Raw genomic sequence first — 18,259 nt, forward strand, 5'->3', positions numbered from 1 at the left:
ATTGCCAAAAGTGTTGACAATCTTTCCAATGAATGAGATCTAAACGGAAAGGCAAGGTCGGGAGCCCTGCTTTCGTGGAGGAATGAAATGACCATTCAAAACCGGCCTCTTGCCGTGTTCAGCATCGCGATGCTGCTTGTCGGTGTCGCCGTAATCATCAGCGCTTCTCGGATACCGACGGGATTCAGTTACGACGCTGTTGGGCCGACCGTCTTCCCCACAATCATCGGCGCAGGATTTGTGGTCTCGGCACTCCTGGTAATTCTGGAAAGCGTGCGCGCAACATCGCCTGAGGACGGTCAAGTGCCTGTGGACTTTCGTCCGGTCATCGTTATCTCGGCGGCATTGTTGCTCGAGGCATTTTTCATCAAGAAGCTCGGCTGGGTGCCAATGGCAGCCATTGTCTTTGCAGCCGGAAGCTGGGCCTTCGGCGATCGCCGCATTGTGCTCAACGGTGCCATCGGCTTGGTGTTTTCGACGTTGATCCTTGTCGCCTTCAGCTGGGTTCTGGGCCTCGATCTGCCGATCGGCGTCTTCGAAACCTTCTTTCCGAATTCTAAGTGACCACGGGAGGACGACGTGGAAACATTCTATTCGCTCTTGCACGGCTTTTCGGTAGCGCTGACGCCTGGCAATCTCGCATGGTCGATGATCGGCGTGACCTTGGGCACTGCGATCGGCGTGCTTCCGGGTATTGGCCCTGCGACTACTGTCGCGCTGCTGATGCCGCTCACAATTGGGCTTGATCCCATCTCGGCATTCATCATGTTCGCTGGCATCTACTACGGTGCCCAGTATGGCGGGTCCACGGCCTCTATCCTGCTCAACACGCCGGGTGAGGCCGGTGCTATGATGACCGCGTTGGAAGGCAACGCCATGGCCCGTAGCGGCCGCGGGGCACAGGCATTGGCGACAGCCGCAATTGGCTCGTTCGTCGCCGGAACCGTCGCGACCATAGGACTGACATTCGCCGCCCCGTTGCTTGTCGACGTTGCCCTCAAACTGACCGCACCCGACTACTTCTCGCTAATGATCCTTTCGCTCGCGACGGTGACGACCGTGCTTGGGCGTTCGGTAGGGCTTGGTATCGGCGCGCTCTTCTTCGGTCTTTTCCTGGGTGCTGTTGGCCTTGACCCCCAGACCGGCCAAGAGCGCTTCACGTTCGGAATTGTCGAACTCCTTGACGGCATTGATACCGTTGTAGTTGCGGTCGGCCTGTTTGCCGTAGGCGAAACCCTGTTCGTCGCTTCTCGCGAGGGCGGCCTGCCCGACAAAATACACGCATTGAAAGGTTCCATGTGGATGAGCCGTGAGGATTGGGCCCGCTCGTGGAAGCCTTGGTTGCGAGGCACCGTGATCGGTTTTCCGATCGGTGCAATCCCGGCCGGTGGAAGTGAGCTTCCGACGATCCTTTCGTACACGCTGGAGAAAAAGCTTTCGAAGCGGCCCGAGCAATTCGGACACGGTGCCATAGAAGGTGTGGCAGGTCCGGAGGCAGCCAACAATGCTTCGGCTGCAGGGGCTCTCTCGCCGCTCCTGGCGCTTGGATTACCGACATCGACAACCGCAGCGGTCTTGCTTGCAGCTTTCCAGCAGTATGGTCTGAGGCCCGGCCCGATGTTGTTCGAAACCAACGCTGACTTGGTTTGGGGCCTGATCGCCAGCCTTTACATCGGCAACGTGCTCCTACTGGTCTTGAACCTGCCCATGGTCGGCCTGTGGGTACGCCTGTTGAGCATTCCCAAGCCGTGGCTCTATGGCGGCATCCTCGTCCTTGCTTCGCTCGGAACTTACAGCCTCAACGGGAATGCCTTCGACCTGGTACTTCTTTGGATCATTGGTATCGTCGGATTTCTGTTCCGAGTGCTCGAAGTGCCGATCGTCCCGTGCATCCTTGGCCTGATCCTCGGACCGATGATCGAACAGCAGATGCGTCGCTCACTCGCGATCAGCCAAGGCGACTGGTCGGTGTTTCTGACACACCCGGCCTCGGCAGTGATGCTTGCCCTCACCTTTACAATCCTGGTCGTCCCCGTCGTTGCCCGAATGCGGGCACGGCAACAGGCCACGCCGCTTGCGAACCACGAATAGACCTCGCTGCCAACGACGGAAGCTATCCATGTCACATAGAACGACCTACCGCCGGCTGATTAAAGACCGGTCAGGACACATCATGCCTGGTGTCTACGATGCCCTTTCCGCCCGATTGGCAGAGGGCGCGGGTTTCAAGGTGATCGGGGCCGGCGGTTTCGCAGCCATCGGGGCGATGCTCGGCGGTCCTGATATCGGCCAATCCAACATGCGCGACTACGCAGATCACTACGGAAGAATCTGTGCTGCGGTGAACCTTCCCGTGTCGGTTGACGCCGACACCGGATTCGGCGACGTGCATAACGTCACACAGATGGTGCGGATGTTCGAGGCGGCCGGGGCGGCCGGCATCATGATCAGTGATCAGCGGTTTCCGAACCGATGTGGCTACCTTCCAGGTAAAGACATCATTCCGGTCGAGGAGATGTTGGCCAAGATTCGCGCAGCCATCGCCGCTCGACGTGATCCGGACTTGGTAATCATTGCCCGCACAGACGCACGCGGCGTGATGGGTCTTGATGAAGCATTGGACAGGTGCCGCCTTTTCCTGAACGCGGGCGCAGATATCGCCAAGCCACAAGGCGTGGACCGTCCGACGGAGATTGCGCGCGCTGTAGCCGAGGTCCCATGCGAATTCGCAGCAACCTTGTCGCAGGCGGCAGGAAGTCGCCTCGCCGACATTGAAGATTTACGCCGGTTGAACGTCGGCACTATCAGCCTGCCGTCCATTTCCCTTTTCGCCGCCGCACAGGCGGTCAGTGAAACCTTGTCCACCTTGGCCAGCACGCAATCACTGGCCGCGGTGGAGCGAAGGCTAATGAAGCTCGACGACTACAACGAGGTCGTCGGACTGGAACGAAGCATGGCCGAGGAAGCGGGATACCGCGAGGAGGCCAGGCGTCTGCTGGAGGCGGCGAGCGCCTTCAAGTGATCACTGCTACATCGACATGGGAGGTTCAGATCGATGATTACACGTAGAATAGCAATCGCACTCATTACAGGTTGCCTTGCAACCCCTTTCATGCAGGCCAGCGCACAGGACATCAAAGCCCTCGACATCACGGTCCCCGGCGGTCCCGGTAGCGGTCTTGACCAGGTTGCCCGCGCGATTGAAGACACTGTCCGCCACGAAAAGCTCGTGCCCTCGGTGAAGGTCGTGAACGTACCTGGCGGTGGCGGCATGGTCGCGCTATCCCAATTCGTGACCACCAAAGAAGGCAACGGCGACGCCGTCGTAGTGCAAGGTGCCGGAACTGTCTTCTTTCCGCTGACCAACAAGACGCCGGTTTCCCTGGCGGACGTCCGACCGTTGGCACGGCTTGCCGGTGAATACGAGGTCATCGCCGTCAGGGCGGACTCCGAGGTAAAGTCGTTCAAGGACCTGATGGAGCAGTTCAAAGCTGATCCCGGCAGTGTTGCCTGGGGCGGCGGTTCGCCGGGGTCGACGGAGAACATTTTCTTCGCCCGTCTCGCCAAGCAGGCCGGCATGCAGCCGCGGCAGGTCAACTTCATCCCGCATCCCAATACCGGCGAGGTCGTTGTTTCGGCTCTGAACGGCCAGGCTACCGTCGTCGGTGGCGGGCTTCAAGATTTCCTCACGCAGGTCGAGTCTGGAAAGATGCGCATCCTCGCGGTGGCATCGCCCGAGCGTCTCCCCGGCGTCGACGCGCCGACCCTCAAGGAGCTTGGCTACGACGTGGTATTCGCGAACTGGCGGGGAGTGTCGGTACACAAGAGCTTGGACGACGACCAGGCAGGTGCAATCTCGGCTCTGATCGAAAAACTCGTGGCTTCGGACCGGTGGAAGCAAATCCTGAAAGACCGCGGCTGGATCGACATGCATCTGAAAGAATCTGATTATCAGGCATTCATCGCCAGCGAGACTGCCAACGCAAAGGAAATCCTCGCCGACTTGGGCTTGTCTCCTCAGCAATGACGCTGCTTACCGTTCATAAGCTGTGGTCCGCGACCATTGTGTTGTTGGCCGGTGCAGCGGGCGGATTCGTCTTCCGCCTGCTGCACTTGCCTTTGCCGTGGACACTGGGCGCGATGTTTGCCGCAGCGCTGATAGCAACAGCAAGCACCCGGTGGATGCTTCCAGGCGTCTTCCGCTACGGCGCTCGGCCGGTTATCGGCGTGGTAGCCGGAAGCGCGTTCACCCCCCAGGTCGTCAGCACCTTCAGCGAATTGTGGATCCTCGTCCCGATTCTTCTGGTTTTTTTCGCGACGGTGACGTCTTCCGGCTTCGTCTACTTCCGCACGTGCGGCTACGACAGACCCACTTCCCTCTTTGCCTCCATGCCCGGTGGACTTGGCGAGATGACCATGTTGGGCGCGCAGTTCGGCGCTGATGTCAGAAAGCTCGTCCTGGTACATTCTGTCCGGATCATTGTTGTCGTTGTCACGATCCCCTTCGTGCTAACGATGCTGACTGACGTCGATCTCCGCGGCACCGGCCCAGGAATGGCAGGGAACCCGCACGGCACAATTTCGTTCAGCGACTGGGGTGTGCTTGGGGCCTGCGCTATAGTTGGATATGTCATCGGAAGGCCGTTGAGGTCCTTCGGCGGCCTCATGCTTGCGCCCATGATTTTGAGCGCAATTGTCCACGGAACGGGGGTATCTTCGGCGACGCCGCCAAGCTGGCTGGTCGCCGCGATGCAGGTGATGATTGGCTGCATCACAGGGGCGCGCCTTGCGGGAATAGGTTCAAAGGAGGCTCACACTGCGCTTATCCAAGGCGTCCTTTGGACTGGTATACTTATTGGCATATCGCTTTTGGCCGCGACCCTTTGCAGCCTCTTGGTGAACAAGCCGACGATGGCTCTGTTTCTGGCCTTTTCGCCGGGCGGGTTTGCGGAAATGACCGTTATCGCGTTGGCGTCCGGGCTCGAAGTCGCTTTCGTGGTCACGTGCCACGTGTTTAGGACCCTCTATATTATGGTGATGGGGCCACTGTTGCACCGCCTTGCCGTCCGCTAACGTGGATCGGCAGCTTGAATCGCCGCGCTTACCATCGACATTGCCGTGTCGTATCATGGATGTCGGATCGGAATGAGGAGACAGTTTTGATGCAGGATCTTGCGACCCAAACCAACGAATTGGAGTTGGCGGTTGCCCCATCTTCGGCCGAGGGAACGCTGGCCGAGCAATTGTTTCATCGCCTGACTGAAGCAATCTTGCAGGGAGAACTCCCGCTTGGCACGAAGATAAGCGAACCGTCTCTGGCCCAACGCTATGGCGTCAGCCGCGGGCCGCTGCGGGAAGCGTTGCATAGGCTTCAAGAGCGTCACCTTATAACCCGCACGGCCAATCAGGGCGCACGCGTTATCCAGGCCACGCCGGAACGTCTCAATGCGCTGTTCAGCGTCCGCGAAATGCTCGAGGGCCTCGCCGCCCGCGAAGCGGCCACAAAGATCACGGAAACTGAGCTGAACGAACTCAGGGAAGGCATTCGCCACCATGAAGCTGGCCTGCTTGGCCTGGAGCCAGGGCAGCACAACGCACTCGGGACGGCTGACCGCGACTTTCACTTCCGCATCGCACAAGCAAGCAGAAATGAACTGCTGATCCAACTCCTCTGCGCGGAGTTGTACCCCCTGCTCCGCCTATATCGCAGCAGAAATGACAATCCCGGCTTGCGCCAGCGGGCAGTCGTCGAGCACAAGCGGATTTGCGACGCCATCGAAGATCGCGATCCTGACCTTGCGGAGATCATGATGAGACGTCATGTGGCAAGCGCCCGGATACGACGGCTGCAGGCTATGGGCTTCAAAGCCGAGTGATAGTCTAGGTGTCGCGAACCAAGTCGCGCGTTCATCTGACTATCCTTCCCTCGGTTGGGTTGGCCGCGGTCGGGTGCTGACAACAGGCTGTAGGTTAGCTTTTCAAGGCCTCTGAATGCGCCGAGGTGGCTGATGAGCCCTCAGCGTGTATCTCCCGATAGATTTTCAGTACCTCCTCGACCTCACTTGCTTTTTCTCGCCACGCGTAAATTGTCGGTCGTGCCTCGGGTCCCCTCCCGACCAAACCATCGCAATGTTCATGTCCGTCCCTGCCAGTATATGTGCCCGGAATTAAGCGGTCTGCGGCTTCGCCGATCATTCGCTTGGCGATTGCTTCGGCCATCCGCGGAGTTCTCGGTTTAGTACGTGTTGCGTCGCTGCCGGGCTTCGACGCTGGAACATGCTCCACTTTCATAGCGGCGACCTGGGCATCCTCTGTAGACGACACCTCGAGGTCCGCCACCCATGCCGCCACCATCCCCTTCGCGTGCGGCAATGCCACGGCTGAAGATTGTTGTGATGTGATAGGCGGCGACTCAAGGAAAGCAGTTCTCTGAGCAGCGGTCTTGGGCATGATAAGGCCGGCTCGCTTGATTGCCTTTGAAAGCGTGTTGGAAGAAATCCCAAGTGCGGAGCGGATTTCCGAATGCGTCTTACCCGCGCGGATTGCGGTATCGAGTAAAACGTTCGGCAGGTCCAAATTACGCTTTGCTCCACGCGCTTTGTAATCATCGTTTCCACGAACCCAATCCGCCGCCATCTCGGCGAACTGGATCGGATAAGGCTTGTCTTTGTAAGTAGGAGGACGGATCGACATTATAGTCACTCGTGCCAAATGCGACCGCGTTGTCCCAAAGTGCCGCCGTTGCTGATCGGTCGCGATTTGTGGTTCCCGGCTTCGGGTGTTTAAAACGTCTGTTCATCGACGAACACATCGTCAATATTAATATCCCTTACATGACAATGTGTAACCCGTCCAAATCGGCAGCGCAAGTATCTTTTATATACAATTTGCACAATCAATTCAGAGTCTTCCATTTTTACCATGAAGATGTGCGATTAATGATCTCCACAGCTATAAAAATACATAGGCATGAAATCAAAATACAAAGACTTCAAGTCGAACATATTCCAGAGAACTGACAGCGAAGTCTACATTTTTCGAGAATAATAAAAATCGAATCCTTCTAGGTTCACACATGTCGTAGGACGACATGATGACACCATTTATTCAAAATCCGTGGATTCTCCCAAATCGAACTCTGCGGCGTCCGAGCATTTTCGTGGGCGCAAAGCCTTTTGGTGCCATGACGGCAATCGGTCCACACGGGCATCCCAATCGCTCACCTGCTAAGGAATGCCTTTCGGGACAACACCGTGAAGCGTGGGTGGGCCCTGGAATTAGACGCGAACGACCAGCAAGATTAACGTGGTCATCGCTTGGGAGCGCACCACTGGGCCATCGAAGTTTGCCTCTATTGTTCTGCGCCCGACTTCGACCCAATCGCCAATAGAACTTTTCGGCCATCTTCCTGAAACCACAGATCGACGATCTGAGCATCAGTGCTTGCGGGCACTGGGTCAGCAAGGCGAACCTTGAACGTTGTAGGAAGATTGACAGAATTGCCGAACACGAGCGCGTGCTGCTTCGGAAGCGATGGCAGCCGCTTTAAGACGCTGTCGGAAATGAAAGGCGTCATCTGCCTGATCTGGGACAGGTCGTCAGGGTTCTGAATTCGATGAACAACGAAGTTCGAGCACTGGGAAAGCACGGTCTTGGACAATTCGCTCGGGCGCTGCGACGCGATCAGAAGGAACAACCCGTACTTCCGGCCCTCCTTGGCAATGCGCTCGAAGATGCGCCCGGCATCCATGGCATATCGCGATGGCGTCGAAGCCACGTAGCGATGAGCCTCCTCGAGCAACAGATGCACGGGGAAGCGGTTGCGTGGTTCAGCGTGCCGAAGGACCCGAAACACCATCCGCGCAAGCACGGCGCTGACGAGCTCCACGACCTCGTCTTCCACCACGTTCATGTCAAGAATGACGATCTGGGACGATTTTACGTGTCCGCCCCCTTGGGCGGCGGTCAATCCCAACAACCCGGCAAGGAATTCGGATTGCGACACTTGGTCGGTGGATGTATGTCGGAGAAACTCATAATCGACCCGCTTCTCCAGCGCCTTGAAACGGGTGACCATCTGCGAGCAGTAATCCCGGATTTGGCGGTTTCCGTGAGCTTCCTCGTAAAGCAAAGCCAGATCGATCGCGTCTCCAAGCGCGATGAAATCGAAAGGTATGTTTTCGTAGTCAGGGAATTTGATTGCCGGGTCGATGAAACCGCCCGCACCGTTGGAACCTGCGAGGTAGGTATAAGCGTCCTGCAGGCCGGGCATGTTTCCGAAATTGACCTTGATCGCCTGATCAAGGACGCTCGCGTTTATATCAGTCGTGCAAAATCGCTGCAGGATCCCGCGAATCCGCGTCTCCTTTGCTCCTGGCGGCGTTTCGTCACCCAATATTTGTGTGATGCACGTTGCGAGGATGTGGTTTCTGATCTTCGTGAGTTGAACTCCCGAAGCTTGGCCGAACAGCGAAACCAAGCCTAATGCCATCCGCAGGATGGGGAGTTGCGTTCGCTCGCTGGCCTGCAGTAAGAGCTCCCATTCCGAAAGGTCGAGGAACCAATGGGGCAGTCGGAAGGCCCCGGCGGCGGACGTGCCGTCGATGATAAGCCGCTTGACCCCGATCTCGGCCCGACTTCCCAGTTCCTTGAACGCTTCATGGTACTCGCCGTTTACGTCGAGGACAACGAATGTCGCGCCCCGGGCGCGATGTTCGTCCGCCTTTTCGAAGAGCGATTGCAGCACCGTTGCGACGGTGCACGACTTGCCGCTCCCGGTGTTGCCGAGCACCGCGACATGGCCGCCGAAAAAGTCGTCAATCCTGACCTTGACCTGGTAATCCTCGAAAATGACCGACTTGCCGATGGCCAGATTGCGGAAACGGGTCGCTTTGGGTGGCGTCGGCGGCCCCCCATCCCCATCCGTCGACGGCTCGGTTTCTTTTTCAGTGTCGAATATGCGATCTAGTTCGGCGTCCAACGAATACAAGGCGTCGGCGAAGAGCGAAGGGAAAACCGAGACGCCGAAGCGGAACTTGCCGTCGCTCGCCATGGGAAGCATCCCGACCGGGACAAGATCGAGAAACTTGGCTGCAGTTGCCTTTTCCATTTCTCCGCCGTCACGGGACTGGCCGTCTCTTTCCCGCAAGCCCACAACCTCCGTCACGACATACTCCGGAGGCGTGGGAATCATCAGGAACGATCCGAGACGTGCGACGTAATGAACACCGTCGAATCCAACGACAGTGAAATTGTCGGTTCCGGCGTGAACCTCGACCACAAACCGATCCGCGGAGACGGATATCACCTTTCCGATCGCGCGCCGGCGGTCGTCATTACCCATCTGCGGCGTCCTTTTTCGCTCCCATGGTCTCCATAACCAGGCGAACAGCGTCGTCGATCCTGTCGCTCTGCCGCTGCGGCATGAAGTGCTCGACGATCATGTTGAAGTAGTGGGCGGGGTTTTTCTCGTCGGGACCGTCGCCGCCGATGATCCAGATGCGTTCATCGCGAAGTGCGCGCAGCTTGGCGATCTCTCCCTTAGCGTTGGGATTTGCGAACACGATCAGCCTGAACGTCGGAATGGTCAGTGCCTGATAGATGATGTTGTTGAGATGCTCGTCTCCGAATGCAAAACCGGCCGTGATCAGCACGCTCTGCTCTCGTACGACACGGCTTTGGAACTCGCGAAAGAGGTCGGAATAGGGCGAACCGAGACTTGAATTCTGCTTCGCCGGAGTCGGGTAAATCATGACCTTGGAAGCAGCGTCCTGCGGCCAGAGCTCGCGGATCGGAAACAGGCCGTGGTCATCCTCTGTCCAGCTTAACGAGCCGTGCAGCTTGCAGAGATACACAAATCCGTCGACGGCGGACCACTTCCGGCTCGTGACGTCGAGTTGTTCGGCGAGGGCATAGCGGAAGGTGGCAGGATTGAAGCGACGCTCGACAACTCCCGAAAACCCGTTGGCATATGGCAAACCGAGGCGGTCCATCGCGCGCTCGTTGAAGAGGTCGTAATTCGTCGTGAAAATCCATGGCCGGGGCAACGACCTGTCCCGCAGCACCAGGCGGCGGTAGAAGCTCTCGTACACGTCCGGGACCGCGTTGTCTCCGGAGGCGAACTCCCCTTTTGTGCACCTCTCCCAGAGGAAGCTCTTCACCTTGTTGATGATGCCCTCGACAGTCTCGAGGAAGCTGGCATCCTGAGGGTTGTCGCTGCGCCTGTAGATGAATGCCAGGCTGAAAAGGAGCTCCATAAGCCGTTCGAGATTCCACGTGTATTCCGTTTCCGTTAAAGCTGCGCCTCTCGCTTTGAGAAACTCGACTTCTTCGGAGGTAAGTCCCCACTCGGGCGGTTTGATGGGGTTGAGATCGTCGTCGAAGTCCGGCGGCAAAGGATGCTTGCAGAACTCGGAAGCCAACGGGGCCATCGTTGGAATACCCCGCTGCCTATTGTCGATTTCCAGCGAAGAGCAGCCTGCTCCAAGCAGAAACGCGACGTTTCGCGCATTGAGAGCTTCGCTCAGAGCTTTCCGGACGATGCCGGGCCCAGTCTCCCAATCGAGCGCCGTGCTCGACTGATCCCCATGACGAACGAAGTGAAACTGCCGCGGCTTCGCCGGGTCCTGATCCGTCACCAAATCCTCCCCACCTGCATGTGATCGGAGCGGGTAACACTGTGAATCACAGGCTCCGATTGCAAAACACTATCGAAATCCTCCGTGATATCCAATGTTGTAAAAGACTGATGACGAGCGGCCACGATCAGGGCTGGCCGCTCAAGTACCACACATCGGCCTACGCGGGCCGGTCTTTGCAGTAGTGGACAGCTTTGATGCCGACGAACGGCGGCCAGCTTTGCGCCATCCAAAGGTCAGCCTGCCATCGCGCTTGAACCGCGGACGCATGTTCTCCTAGACGCACATCACTGCGCAAGTCTAAATAACCAGGCAGCACTCAACTCAAATTGGTTCATTTGTTGTCGGGTTGGGATGCGATGCCCGCTGTTGGGGCGCAAAGTGGTCACCGAGGACGACCGCCGATCGGGTGATTTGCTAATTCTTGATGCTGCATGGACGGTGCGCCTGGATGGATTTGTACGACTATCTCAATTGATCCCCGCCCGGGATAGGCGAGGATTTATCATGGCGTCCAAAAAGCTGTCCGATCGCACTCTGCGTGACAACGCGACCTGCTTATCCGTGGGCAGTCACCTTCGCGGTCTGCTGTGGAGAGTACAGTTCCTTGAACTGCTCACGAAGCACGTTCTTCTGGACCTTGCCCATCGTGTTGCGCGGAAGCTCGTTTACGAACAACACCTTCTTTGGCAGTTTGAACTTGGCCAGGCGATCGCCAATGGCACCAAGAATGGCCGCTTCATCGACCGATGAGCCGAGCGCACGTACGACCACAGCAGTGACGCCTTCACCGAAATCCTTGTGCGGCAAGCCGATGACCGCGCTTTCGACCACACCGGCCACGGCGTCGATCTCTTCCTCGACTTCCTTCGGATAGACGTTGAAGCCACCCGTGATGACCAAGTCCTTGCCACGCCCGAGGATATGGACATAGCCGCGCTCGTCGATTTTGCCCAAGTCGCCGGTAATGAAGAAGCCGTCGGCGCGAAGTTCCGCGGCCGTTTTCTCCGGCATCCGCCAGTAGCCCTTGAAGACATTGGGCCCTTTTACCTCGATCATGCCGATCTGGTTCCGTTCGAGCACCGCAGCGGTGTCCGGGTCGGTGATCTGAACCGAAACGCCCGGAAGCGGCAGCCCTACTGTTCCGGGCACGCGCTCACCGTCGTACGGGTTCGAGGTATTCATGTTGGTCTCTGTCATTCCATAGCGCTCCAGGATCGCATGTCCGGTGCGCTGGTTCCAATCGACATGCGTCTCGGCGAGAAGGGGAGCGGAGCCGGAAATGAACAGGCGCATTGCCAAGGAGGCCTCGGCAAGGCGAGTGCTTTGCAGGAGCCGGACGTAGAACGTGGGAACCCCCATCAACACGGTGGAGGTCGCCATCAGGTCGAGTATTTGGTCAGCGTCGAACTTGGAAAGGAACACCATCGACGCGCCGGAAAACAACGTCACGTTCGTGGCGACGAAAAGACCATGCGTATGGTAGATCGGCAGTGCGTGGATCAACACGTCGTCTTCCGTAAACCGCCATACATCGATCAGACTTAGCGCGTTCGAGGTGAGGTTGCCGTGCGAAAGCATGGCTCCCTTCGATCTGCCGGTGGTACCGGAGGTATAAAGGATGGCCGCAAGGTCGTCCGCACCACGCTGAACGGTGTCGAATGCGGCATCCACGCCATTCGCGGCATCCGCGAGGCTTCCGTTTCCGGCCGGATCGAGTGTTTCGACGACTGCGCCCACTTTGGAGGCAATCGAGACCATGCCGGAGTGCTTGGAGGGATCACAGACGATCAACGCCGGCTCGGCGTCGCCTACGAAATACTCGACCTCGGCGAGCGTATAGGCCGAGTTGAGGGGCAGAAATATCGCGCCGGCACGCAACGTGGCCAGATAGAGCGCAAGTGCTGTCACCGATTTTTCGACCTGGACCGTCACCCTGTCTCCGGGCTTGACGCCCCGTTCAACAAGGACGTTAGCCAGCCGCCCCGAAAGGGCGACAAGATCGCCGTAGGTGTAGGTCGGGCCCTGGGGAACAACGATCGCCGTTTTTCCGGTATCACGGATCGAGGCCTCAAGCCGGGCGAAGAGATTTGCGTTCATGACGTCTCCAATGCAGTTTCGAGCGAGTTAGCCTCGCTGGACTGTCAGTTCTCGGGATTGCAGGTTTGTCGGCAGGAGTTTCCGGACAGCCGGGGACGCCGCAACGTTTCCATTCTCAGCGAACGCTTCATGGTTCGCTTCGATTTCATTCAATTGGTAGAGGTAGTTGACCATCATGCCATGGGACTGCTTGAGCCCCTTCGGCGAGCGATCGCCCAGGAAGTTGATCTGCTCGAGCCGTGCGCCGTTCCCAAGGTGGAATTGAGCAACGGGGTCGACAGGTCGGCCTTTCGGGTTCTTGGCCCGTAGGAAGTAGTATGCCGTCGCGGCTTGTAGCGCGGGCCTGACTTCCGCGACCACATCGTCGTTTTGGTGCCAATCGGGCCCATCAAGCAGTTTGAGCTTGTCGGCAAATGCAGGGTCCGCGAACGCAGAATTTGGCGAATTGCGCTCCTTGGCAAGCCACGTCGCAAATCCGGGCACGGGCGACAAAGTCACGAAGGTCTTGAGGTTGGGCAGTTCGGCTTTCAGATTCTCCACCACCTGCTTGATCAGGAAGTTACCGAACGAGACGCCGCGCAGCCCTTTCTGCGTGTTCGAGATGGAATAGAACACCGCTGTAGTCGCTTCGCTGTCCTTGATCACCGTGCGATCGAGATCAAGCAGCGGATGGATTTGGGACGGTATCTCTTTCGTCAGGGCCACCTCGACAAAGATCAAGGGTTCGTCGACCAGTTGGGGATGGAAAAAGGCGTAGCAACGACGATCGCTCGGCTGAAGTCTGTTTCTAAGATCATCCCAATCCCTGATTTCATGCACGGCTTCGTACTGAATGATCCTCTCCAGAATGTTCGCTGGACTGGTCCAGTCGATCGGTCTGAGGACGAGGAATCCCCGGTTGAACCACGAACCGAAGAGGTGTGCGAAATCCGAATCCACACCGCGTAATTCCGGTTTCTGTCCGAGTTGCTGGAGAAGGTCCTCCCGCATCCTGATGAGTGCCTTGGTCCCTCCGGGCGCTAGGTTAAGCCTCCTGAAGAGTTGCTGCCGGCGCGGCTCAGAGGCAACGTGGATGGCATCCAGATTGTCCGCAGTGCGCTCGCGACGAAGGGCTTCCATCGCCAACTCGAGTTGACGTTGTTCGGGGCCGAAGCGATCGGCGAGCGCCAACAGGAATACCAGCTTCGATTCGATTGGAGCCCATTGGTACGCGGACAGCAGTTCGCGCGCCAACGCGACACCAGAGGCCTCACCGCGGCGGGACAGCAGCGTCTCCGCAAGCGCTACGAGGTCAATCTGCTCCGCCTGTGGCTGCGGTTGCGGATTGCGTCGGAGGAGCAGTCGGCCGCGCCTGGTGAGCGTTTCTAACAAGCCGCCAAGATAGGTTGACGAGCCATCGAGGATGTCGAGCGAATTTCCACGCTTCATCGGTTCTCTCCAGTGGAAAGCGACGTTGTGTGCAATATTCTTATTTCTGCATGCAAAGTCAATAAAATTGTACTGGGCACAACAAAAGAGCGCGGAGTTGTTAGCGCCGCGCTTTGGTAGCCGTCATATGGCTGCGGTTACTGAGCGGCGAGTGTCGTCTCCGCCATGAAAGCGAGCAGGTCCTGGAAACGCTCTCCCTGGATTACGATATGCTCCTTCAACGCGGCTTCGGCAGCTTGGCCGTTCCCGGCGAATATCGCTTCCACGATCGTTTTGTGTTCCGCCATCGACGTCTGCATCCGATTTATGGCCCGAAGTTGAAGTCGCCGATAGGGGCGAAGTCTTCGCTGAAGAGCCTGACATTGGTCGATGAGGAAGCCGTTGTGGCTTGCCGCATAGATCGCCTGGTGAAACCGCTCGTTTTCATAGTAGTAAGCGTCCGTGTCGGCTCTCGAAGCCGCCTTTGCGCACTCGTCGAGCGACTGTTGGATGTTGTCTCGATCAGCGGCAACGAGCCGTCGCGAAGCAAGCCGACCGGCCATCCCCTCCAGCTCGGCCATCACTTCGAACATTTGCACGAGCTGTTCAGGACGAACGCTTGTGACGAATGCTCCTCGGTTCGGTCGGATTTCCACCTGATTGACCGAAGCAAGCTGGGCGAGGGCTTCGCGGACGGGCGTTCGCGATACTCCAAACTTCTTCGACAAGGTTTGCTCATCCAACCGCTCGCCTGGAGCGAGTAGTCCGGTCAGGATTTCGTTTTCGATGGCGTCGCGCAATGTTGCCGCAACGCTCTTTGTACCGGTCTTCTCTGTCATCGTCTGCCAACTGACCTGATAAATTGCCTTCAAGGCTCCCGCGTTCAAACGACAGCAGCCAGATCAGCAAAATACACGATTCTGGATGCAATGCCGGGCCAATTGCGTGCAGAGAGCGAAGTTTCGCTTATTTTTTCAACAATCCCACCCTCTCAAGGCGCTCCGCCAGCCGTGGGTAGACACGCAAGGCGTTGCGGAAGAATATCTTTTCCCTGTCGCTCTTCGAGAGGTCCGTGGCCTCGATCATCGGTCCGGTGTCATCGAACATCCTGCCGGTCTCGGGATCGACACTTTTGACCGCGCCGATCATCTCCGTCGCAAAGAGGATGTTGTCCGTCGGGACCACCGTTGTCAGTAGATTGATGCCAGCCTGATGGTAGACGCAGGTGTCGAAGTACACATTTTTCAGCACCTGCTCGTCCAGCGTTGTCCGACGCAGGTCATATGCAAGTCCTCGATAGCGCCCCCAATGGTAGGGGACAGCGCCGCCGCCGTGCGGAATTACGACCCGCAATTCCGGAAAGTCGCGGAATACGTCGGAGTCCAGCAACTGCATAAATGCGGTGGTGTCGCCATTGAGGTAATGCGCTCCCACGCCATGGAAGTTGCGATTGCAGGAACAAGACGTATGGATCATCGCCGGGACGTTTAGTTCGACCATACATTCGTACAGCGGATACCAACTGCGGTCAGTGAGGGGAGCGCAACTCCAGTGACCATCCGAGGGGTCCGGGTTTATGTTGCACGCCACGAAGCCTAGTTCGTTGATGCACCGTTTGAGCTCGGCGACACAGTTGCCCGGAGGCACACCGGGCGATTGTGGCAACTGGCAAACGCCGGAAAACCGGGTGGGAAACAATGCCACGACCCGGTGTATCAGGTCGTTGCATATCCGGGTCCATTCCAGGCTCGTTTCCTCGGTCCCACAATGATGCGACATACCCCCAGCGAGAGGGGAAAAGAGCACATGGTCGATACCGCGCTCGTTTTGGACCCGTAGTTGGTTGTTCTCGATCGTTTCGCGAATCTGATCGTCAGAAATCGCTGGGCTGGCGATGCGAGGAAGCCAGGGGTCTATCAAACGCGCCAGTTGGCGATCCCGATACTGCTGCAGGGCGGCGGGCGCGGTAGTGTAGTGGCCGTGACAATCGATGATCATACTGGCTTCCAGCTCATTGAAATTGAATGAAGAAGTGGACGGAGGCGTTAGCTGCCGCACCGGCGCAAAGGATGAGCGCCGGGTGGAATGAGGGCTTGAGGGCCGTGAGGAGAAACGATGCCAAGCCTACGCACACCAAGGAGGACGATGACAGCGCAAGGGGAGCCAGACTCAGTAGTCCCGCGATGAGCAGCCGACACCGATCGGCGCAACCGCCATCTCAAGAATCGAAAGCCATCGGCGTCCCTTGTAGCGCCGCCACAATACGGCGATCGCCAGGCATAAGAGCGAGGATGGGACGAACATGGCCAAGGTCGCAACGAGGGCTCCAGAAAGGCCGGCTACGTGCCAGCCCACAAGGGAGGACAACAGCGATCCTGGACCGGGTGCCGCGCGCGAGATCGCGAAGTAGTTCAGGAACTCCTGCGCCGTCATCCAGCCGAGTTGGTTGACCGTCTGTTCCTGAATGCCGGAGATGACCGACAACCCGCCCCCGAACGCGGTGAGAGAGAATGGGACGAACATAAACAGCAGTGCTGTGAGAGGGCTTTCACGCATTTGCGCGGCCCCGCAGGACTACGAGCACGATGCTGCATGGCAATGCCAATGCGACGAATAGCGCCAGCGGCACGCTGAATACCCCTACGGCGAGGGAGACCACGGCGATGACCAGAACCGATGTCCAATGATTTCCGACGTGGCGCACACTTCGTGCAACCATCGGGACCAGAAATCCAAGCGCTGCAGCCGCCGCACCTGCCAAAAGGTCCGTTAAAAACGGGCTGGATAAATGTTCGTATGTAACCGCTAGCGCCAGAACGAGTACGAACGGTCCGCTCAAAATTCCTGCCAATGCTGAGACGGCACCTGGAAACCCGGCAAGACGGTAACCTCCGAGTACGAGGAAGTTCGATATGTTCGTGCCGGGGAGCATCCGCGCGACAGCCAGGTCGGTATGGAAGGCTTGCTCGTCCATCCAGCGTCGCCTGACCACGAACTCCCGATGCAGCCACGCGGACATGCCGCCCCCAATGCTCAACATGCCGATTTGGAACGCTGTGATGAACAGGTTGCGTGGTGTCGGCTTCTGAAAAGGCTCGACTTCTTCTTCCGTCAGCGAGGATTGGGTCATCGGCGTGCCAGAATGTGCTCCGCAAAAGCGCGGTAGGACTCCTCGCGTTCGGCGTACTCGGAGAGGCCGACTGCGGCATAGTAGTTGTCGAGTGAGGGAAGCCGGTCCGCGAGGCCGGCAACTGACCCTGTGCTGCTCACTTGGGAAAGGATGCTCGTCATTCCCATCATTGCGGAGAACAACGATAATGTCGGCAGAGTGACTGCTGCGGCTCCGAGGCGCTGTAGATCGGGAATGTCGAGTCTGAATCGCCCCGCCGCATTCGAAAGGTTGGCTATGTAGGGGCATTGAAGCTCGCTGACGACCTTTCGGATGCTAGGCTCGTCGTCGACACACTGTGGTTTGGCGACGTCCGCGCCGGCCTCCAGAAACAGAGCGCATCTCTCTAGGGCAGCGTCCAAGCCGGCCACATTTGCCGCATCCGTACGCGCGACGATGGTCATGTTCGAATCTGATCGCGCATCGACCGCGGCCTTGATCTTCGCCAGCATTTCACTGACGGGAACGAGGCTCTTGCCTTCCAGATAACCGCACCGGTTTGGGAATGATTGGTCATTGAGGGTGAAGCCCGCCACGCCGGCGCGCTCGAATGCCCGGACTGCCTGCCGCAAATTATGCACGCCGCCATAGCCGGTGTCCGCGTCGACCATCACAGGGACGTCCACTGCCGCGCAGATGCGGGCATAGAGGTCTGCCATGTCGCGCATATTTGTCTGTCCGAGATCGGGGGCCGCGAGAAGTCCGCCGATTCCTGAGTTCCCCCCTGCAGAGACGGCCTGGAATCCTGCGTGCTCGGCCAATCGCGCGGAAAACGCGTCATAGACGCCCGCCGACACCAGAATAGTGGGCGATTTCAACAGCTCACGATAGCGACTTCTTGCATCCATTTTGAGTCCTCCCTGCGCCCAATAATGCATTTAGATTATGCAATATCAAGATTTTTGCATGCAAGAATGTTGACTTTGTTTGAATATAAGGGAATCCA

General features: G+C 57.9%; 16 protein-coding genes. 6 read left to right on the top strand and 10 right to left on the bottom strand.

Annotated features, from left to right (window positions below):
• Window positions 1-87: 87 nt before the first annotated feature.
• The 6 genes from ASE71_RS29720 (at window position 88) to ASE71_RS29745 (ending at window position 5,876) form a co-directional block, all read left to right on the top strand.
• The gene (locus tag ASE71_RS29720) at window positions 88-564 is read left to right on the top strand and encodes a tripartite tricarboxylate transporter TctB family protein (RefSeq protein WP_060521650.1); all 477 of its coding nucleotides are present in this window, start codon (window positions 88-90) and stop codon (window positions 562-564) included.
• A gap of 15 nt (window positions 565-579) precedes the next feature.
• The gene (locus ASE71_RS29725) at window positions 580-2,091 is read left to right on the top strand and encodes a tripartite tricarboxylate transporter permease (protein WP_060521651.1); all 1,512 of its coding nucleotides are present in this window, start codon (window positions 580-582) and stop codon (window positions 2,089-2,091) included.
• A 28-nt stretch (window positions 2,092-2,119) separates the two neighbouring features.
• The gene (locus ASE71_RS29730; protein ID WP_060635000.1) at window positions 2,120-3,022 is read left to right on the top strand and encodes an isocitrate lyase/PEP mutase family protein; all 903 of its coding nucleotides are present in this window, start codon (window positions 2,120-2,122) and stop codon (window positions 3,020-3,022) included.
• A gap of 90 nt (window positions 3,023-3,112) precedes the next feature.
• Entirely contained in the window at window positions 3,113-4,027 is a 915-nt protein-coding gene (locus ASE71_RS29735; RefSeq protein ID WP_060521653.1) for a Bug family tripartite tricarboxylate transporter substrate binding protein, read from the top strand.
• Window positions 4,024-5,073 carry an AbrB family transcriptional regulator gene (locus ASE71_RS29740; RefSeq protein WP_060521654.1) on the top strand — a complete coding sequence of 350 codons (1,050 nt, stop codon included), beginning with the start codon at window positions 4,024-4,026 and terminating at the stop codon, window positions 5,071-5,073. The genes ASE71_RS29735 and ASE71_RS29740 overlap by 4 nt, the downstream gene beginning before the upstream one ends.
• 89 nt (window positions 5,074-5,162) lie before the next feature.
• The gene (locus ASE71_RS29745; protein ID WP_082566567.1) at window positions 5,163-5,876 is read left to right on the top strand and encodes a GntR family transcriptional regulator; all 714 of its coding nucleotides are present in this window, start codon (window positions 5,163-5,165) and stop codon (window positions 5,874-5,876) included.
• A gap of 94 nt (window positions 5,877-5,970) precedes the next feature.
• Here the strand turns inward: ASE71_RS29745 and ASE71_RS29750 are convergent, their stop codons facing one another.
• The 10 genes from ASE71_RS29750 to ASE71_RS29795 all read right to left on the bottom strand — a co-directional run bounded on the left by ASE71_RS29750 (window position 5,971) and on the right by ASE71_RS29795 (window position 18,161).
• The gene (locus ASE71_RS29750; protein WP_060521655.1) at window positions 5,971-6,693 is read right to left on the bottom strand and encodes a hypothetical protein; all 723 of its coding nucleotides are present in this window, start codon (window positions 6,691-6,693) and stop codon (window positions 5,971-5,973) included.
• A gap of 658 nt (window positions 6,694-7,351) precedes the next feature.
• Complete coding sequence (locus tag ASE71_RS29755; protein WP_060521656.1) at window positions 7,352-9,343, bottom strand: ATP-binding protein; 1,992 nt, start codon at window positions 9,341-9,343, stop codon at window positions 7,352-7,354.
• Window positions 9,336-10,637 carry an SIR2 family protein gene (locus ASE71_RS29760; protein ID WP_060521823.1) on the bottom strand — a complete coding sequence of 434 codons (1,302 nt, stop codon included), beginning with the start codon at window positions 10,635-10,637 and terminating at the stop codon, window positions 9,336-9,338. The genes ASE71_RS29755 and ASE71_RS29760 overlap by 8 nt, the downstream gene beginning before the upstream one ends.
• A gap of 558 nt (window positions 10,638-11,195) precedes the next feature.
• Window positions 11,196-12,749, bottom strand: a complete 1,554-nt coding sequence (locus tag ASE71_RS29765; protein WP_413814658.1) for a malonate--CoA ligase — start codon at window positions 12,747-12,749, stop codon at window positions 11,196-11,198.
• 15 nt (window positions 12,750-12,764) lie between these two features.
• Window positions 12,765-14,165 (bottom strand): malonyl-CoA decarboxylase, encoded by a 1,401-nt coding sequence (locus ASE71_RS29770; RefSeq protein ID WP_060521658.1) that lies wholly within the window; start codon window positions 14,163-14,165, stop codon window positions 12,765-12,767.
• Between the two features lie 137 nt (window positions 14,166-14,302).
• Window positions 14,303-14,983: a GntR family transcriptional regulator gene (locus tag ASE71_RS29775; protein ID WP_060521824.1), complete on the bottom strand. Its 681-nt coding sequence runs from the start codon at window positions 14,981-14,983 to the stop codon at window positions 14,303-14,305.
• 127 nt (window positions 14,984-15,110) lie between these two features.
• On the bottom strand, window positions 15,111-16,142 hold the full coding sequence (locus ASE71_RS29780; RefSeq protein WP_060521659.1) for an amidohydrolase family protein: 1,032 nt from the start codon (window positions 16,140-16,142) through the stop codon (window positions 15,111-15,113).
• Window positions 16,143-16,313: 171 nt separating this feature from the next.
• The gene (locus tag ASE71_RS34720; RefSeq protein WP_082566544.1) at window positions 16,314-16,700 is read right to left on the bottom strand and encodes a chromate transporter; all 387 of its coding nucleotides are present in this window, start codon (window positions 16,698-16,700) and stop codon (window positions 16,314-16,316) included.
• On the bottom strand, window positions 16,693-17,274 hold the full coding sequence (locus ASE71_RS29790; protein ID WP_060521661.1) for a chromate transporter: 582 nt from the start codon (window positions 17,272-17,274) through the stop codon (window positions 16,693-16,695). The genes ASE71_RS34720 and ASE71_RS29790 overlap by 8 nt, the downstream gene beginning before the upstream one ends.
• Entirely contained in the window at window positions 17,271-18,161 is an 891-nt protein-coding gene (locus ASE71_RS29795; protein WP_060521662.1) for an isocitrate lyase/PEP mutase family protein, read from the bottom strand. The genes ASE71_RS29790 and ASE71_RS29795 overlap by 4 nt, the downstream gene beginning before the upstream one ends.
• Window positions 18,162-18,259: the final 98 nt, after the last annotated feature.

The sequence above is a fragment of the Ensifer sp. Root954 genome (assembly GCF_001429005.1).
Classification (GTDB): Bacteria; Pseudomonadota; Alphaproteobacteria; order Rhizobiales; family Rhizobiaceae; genus Ensifer; species Ensifer adhaerens.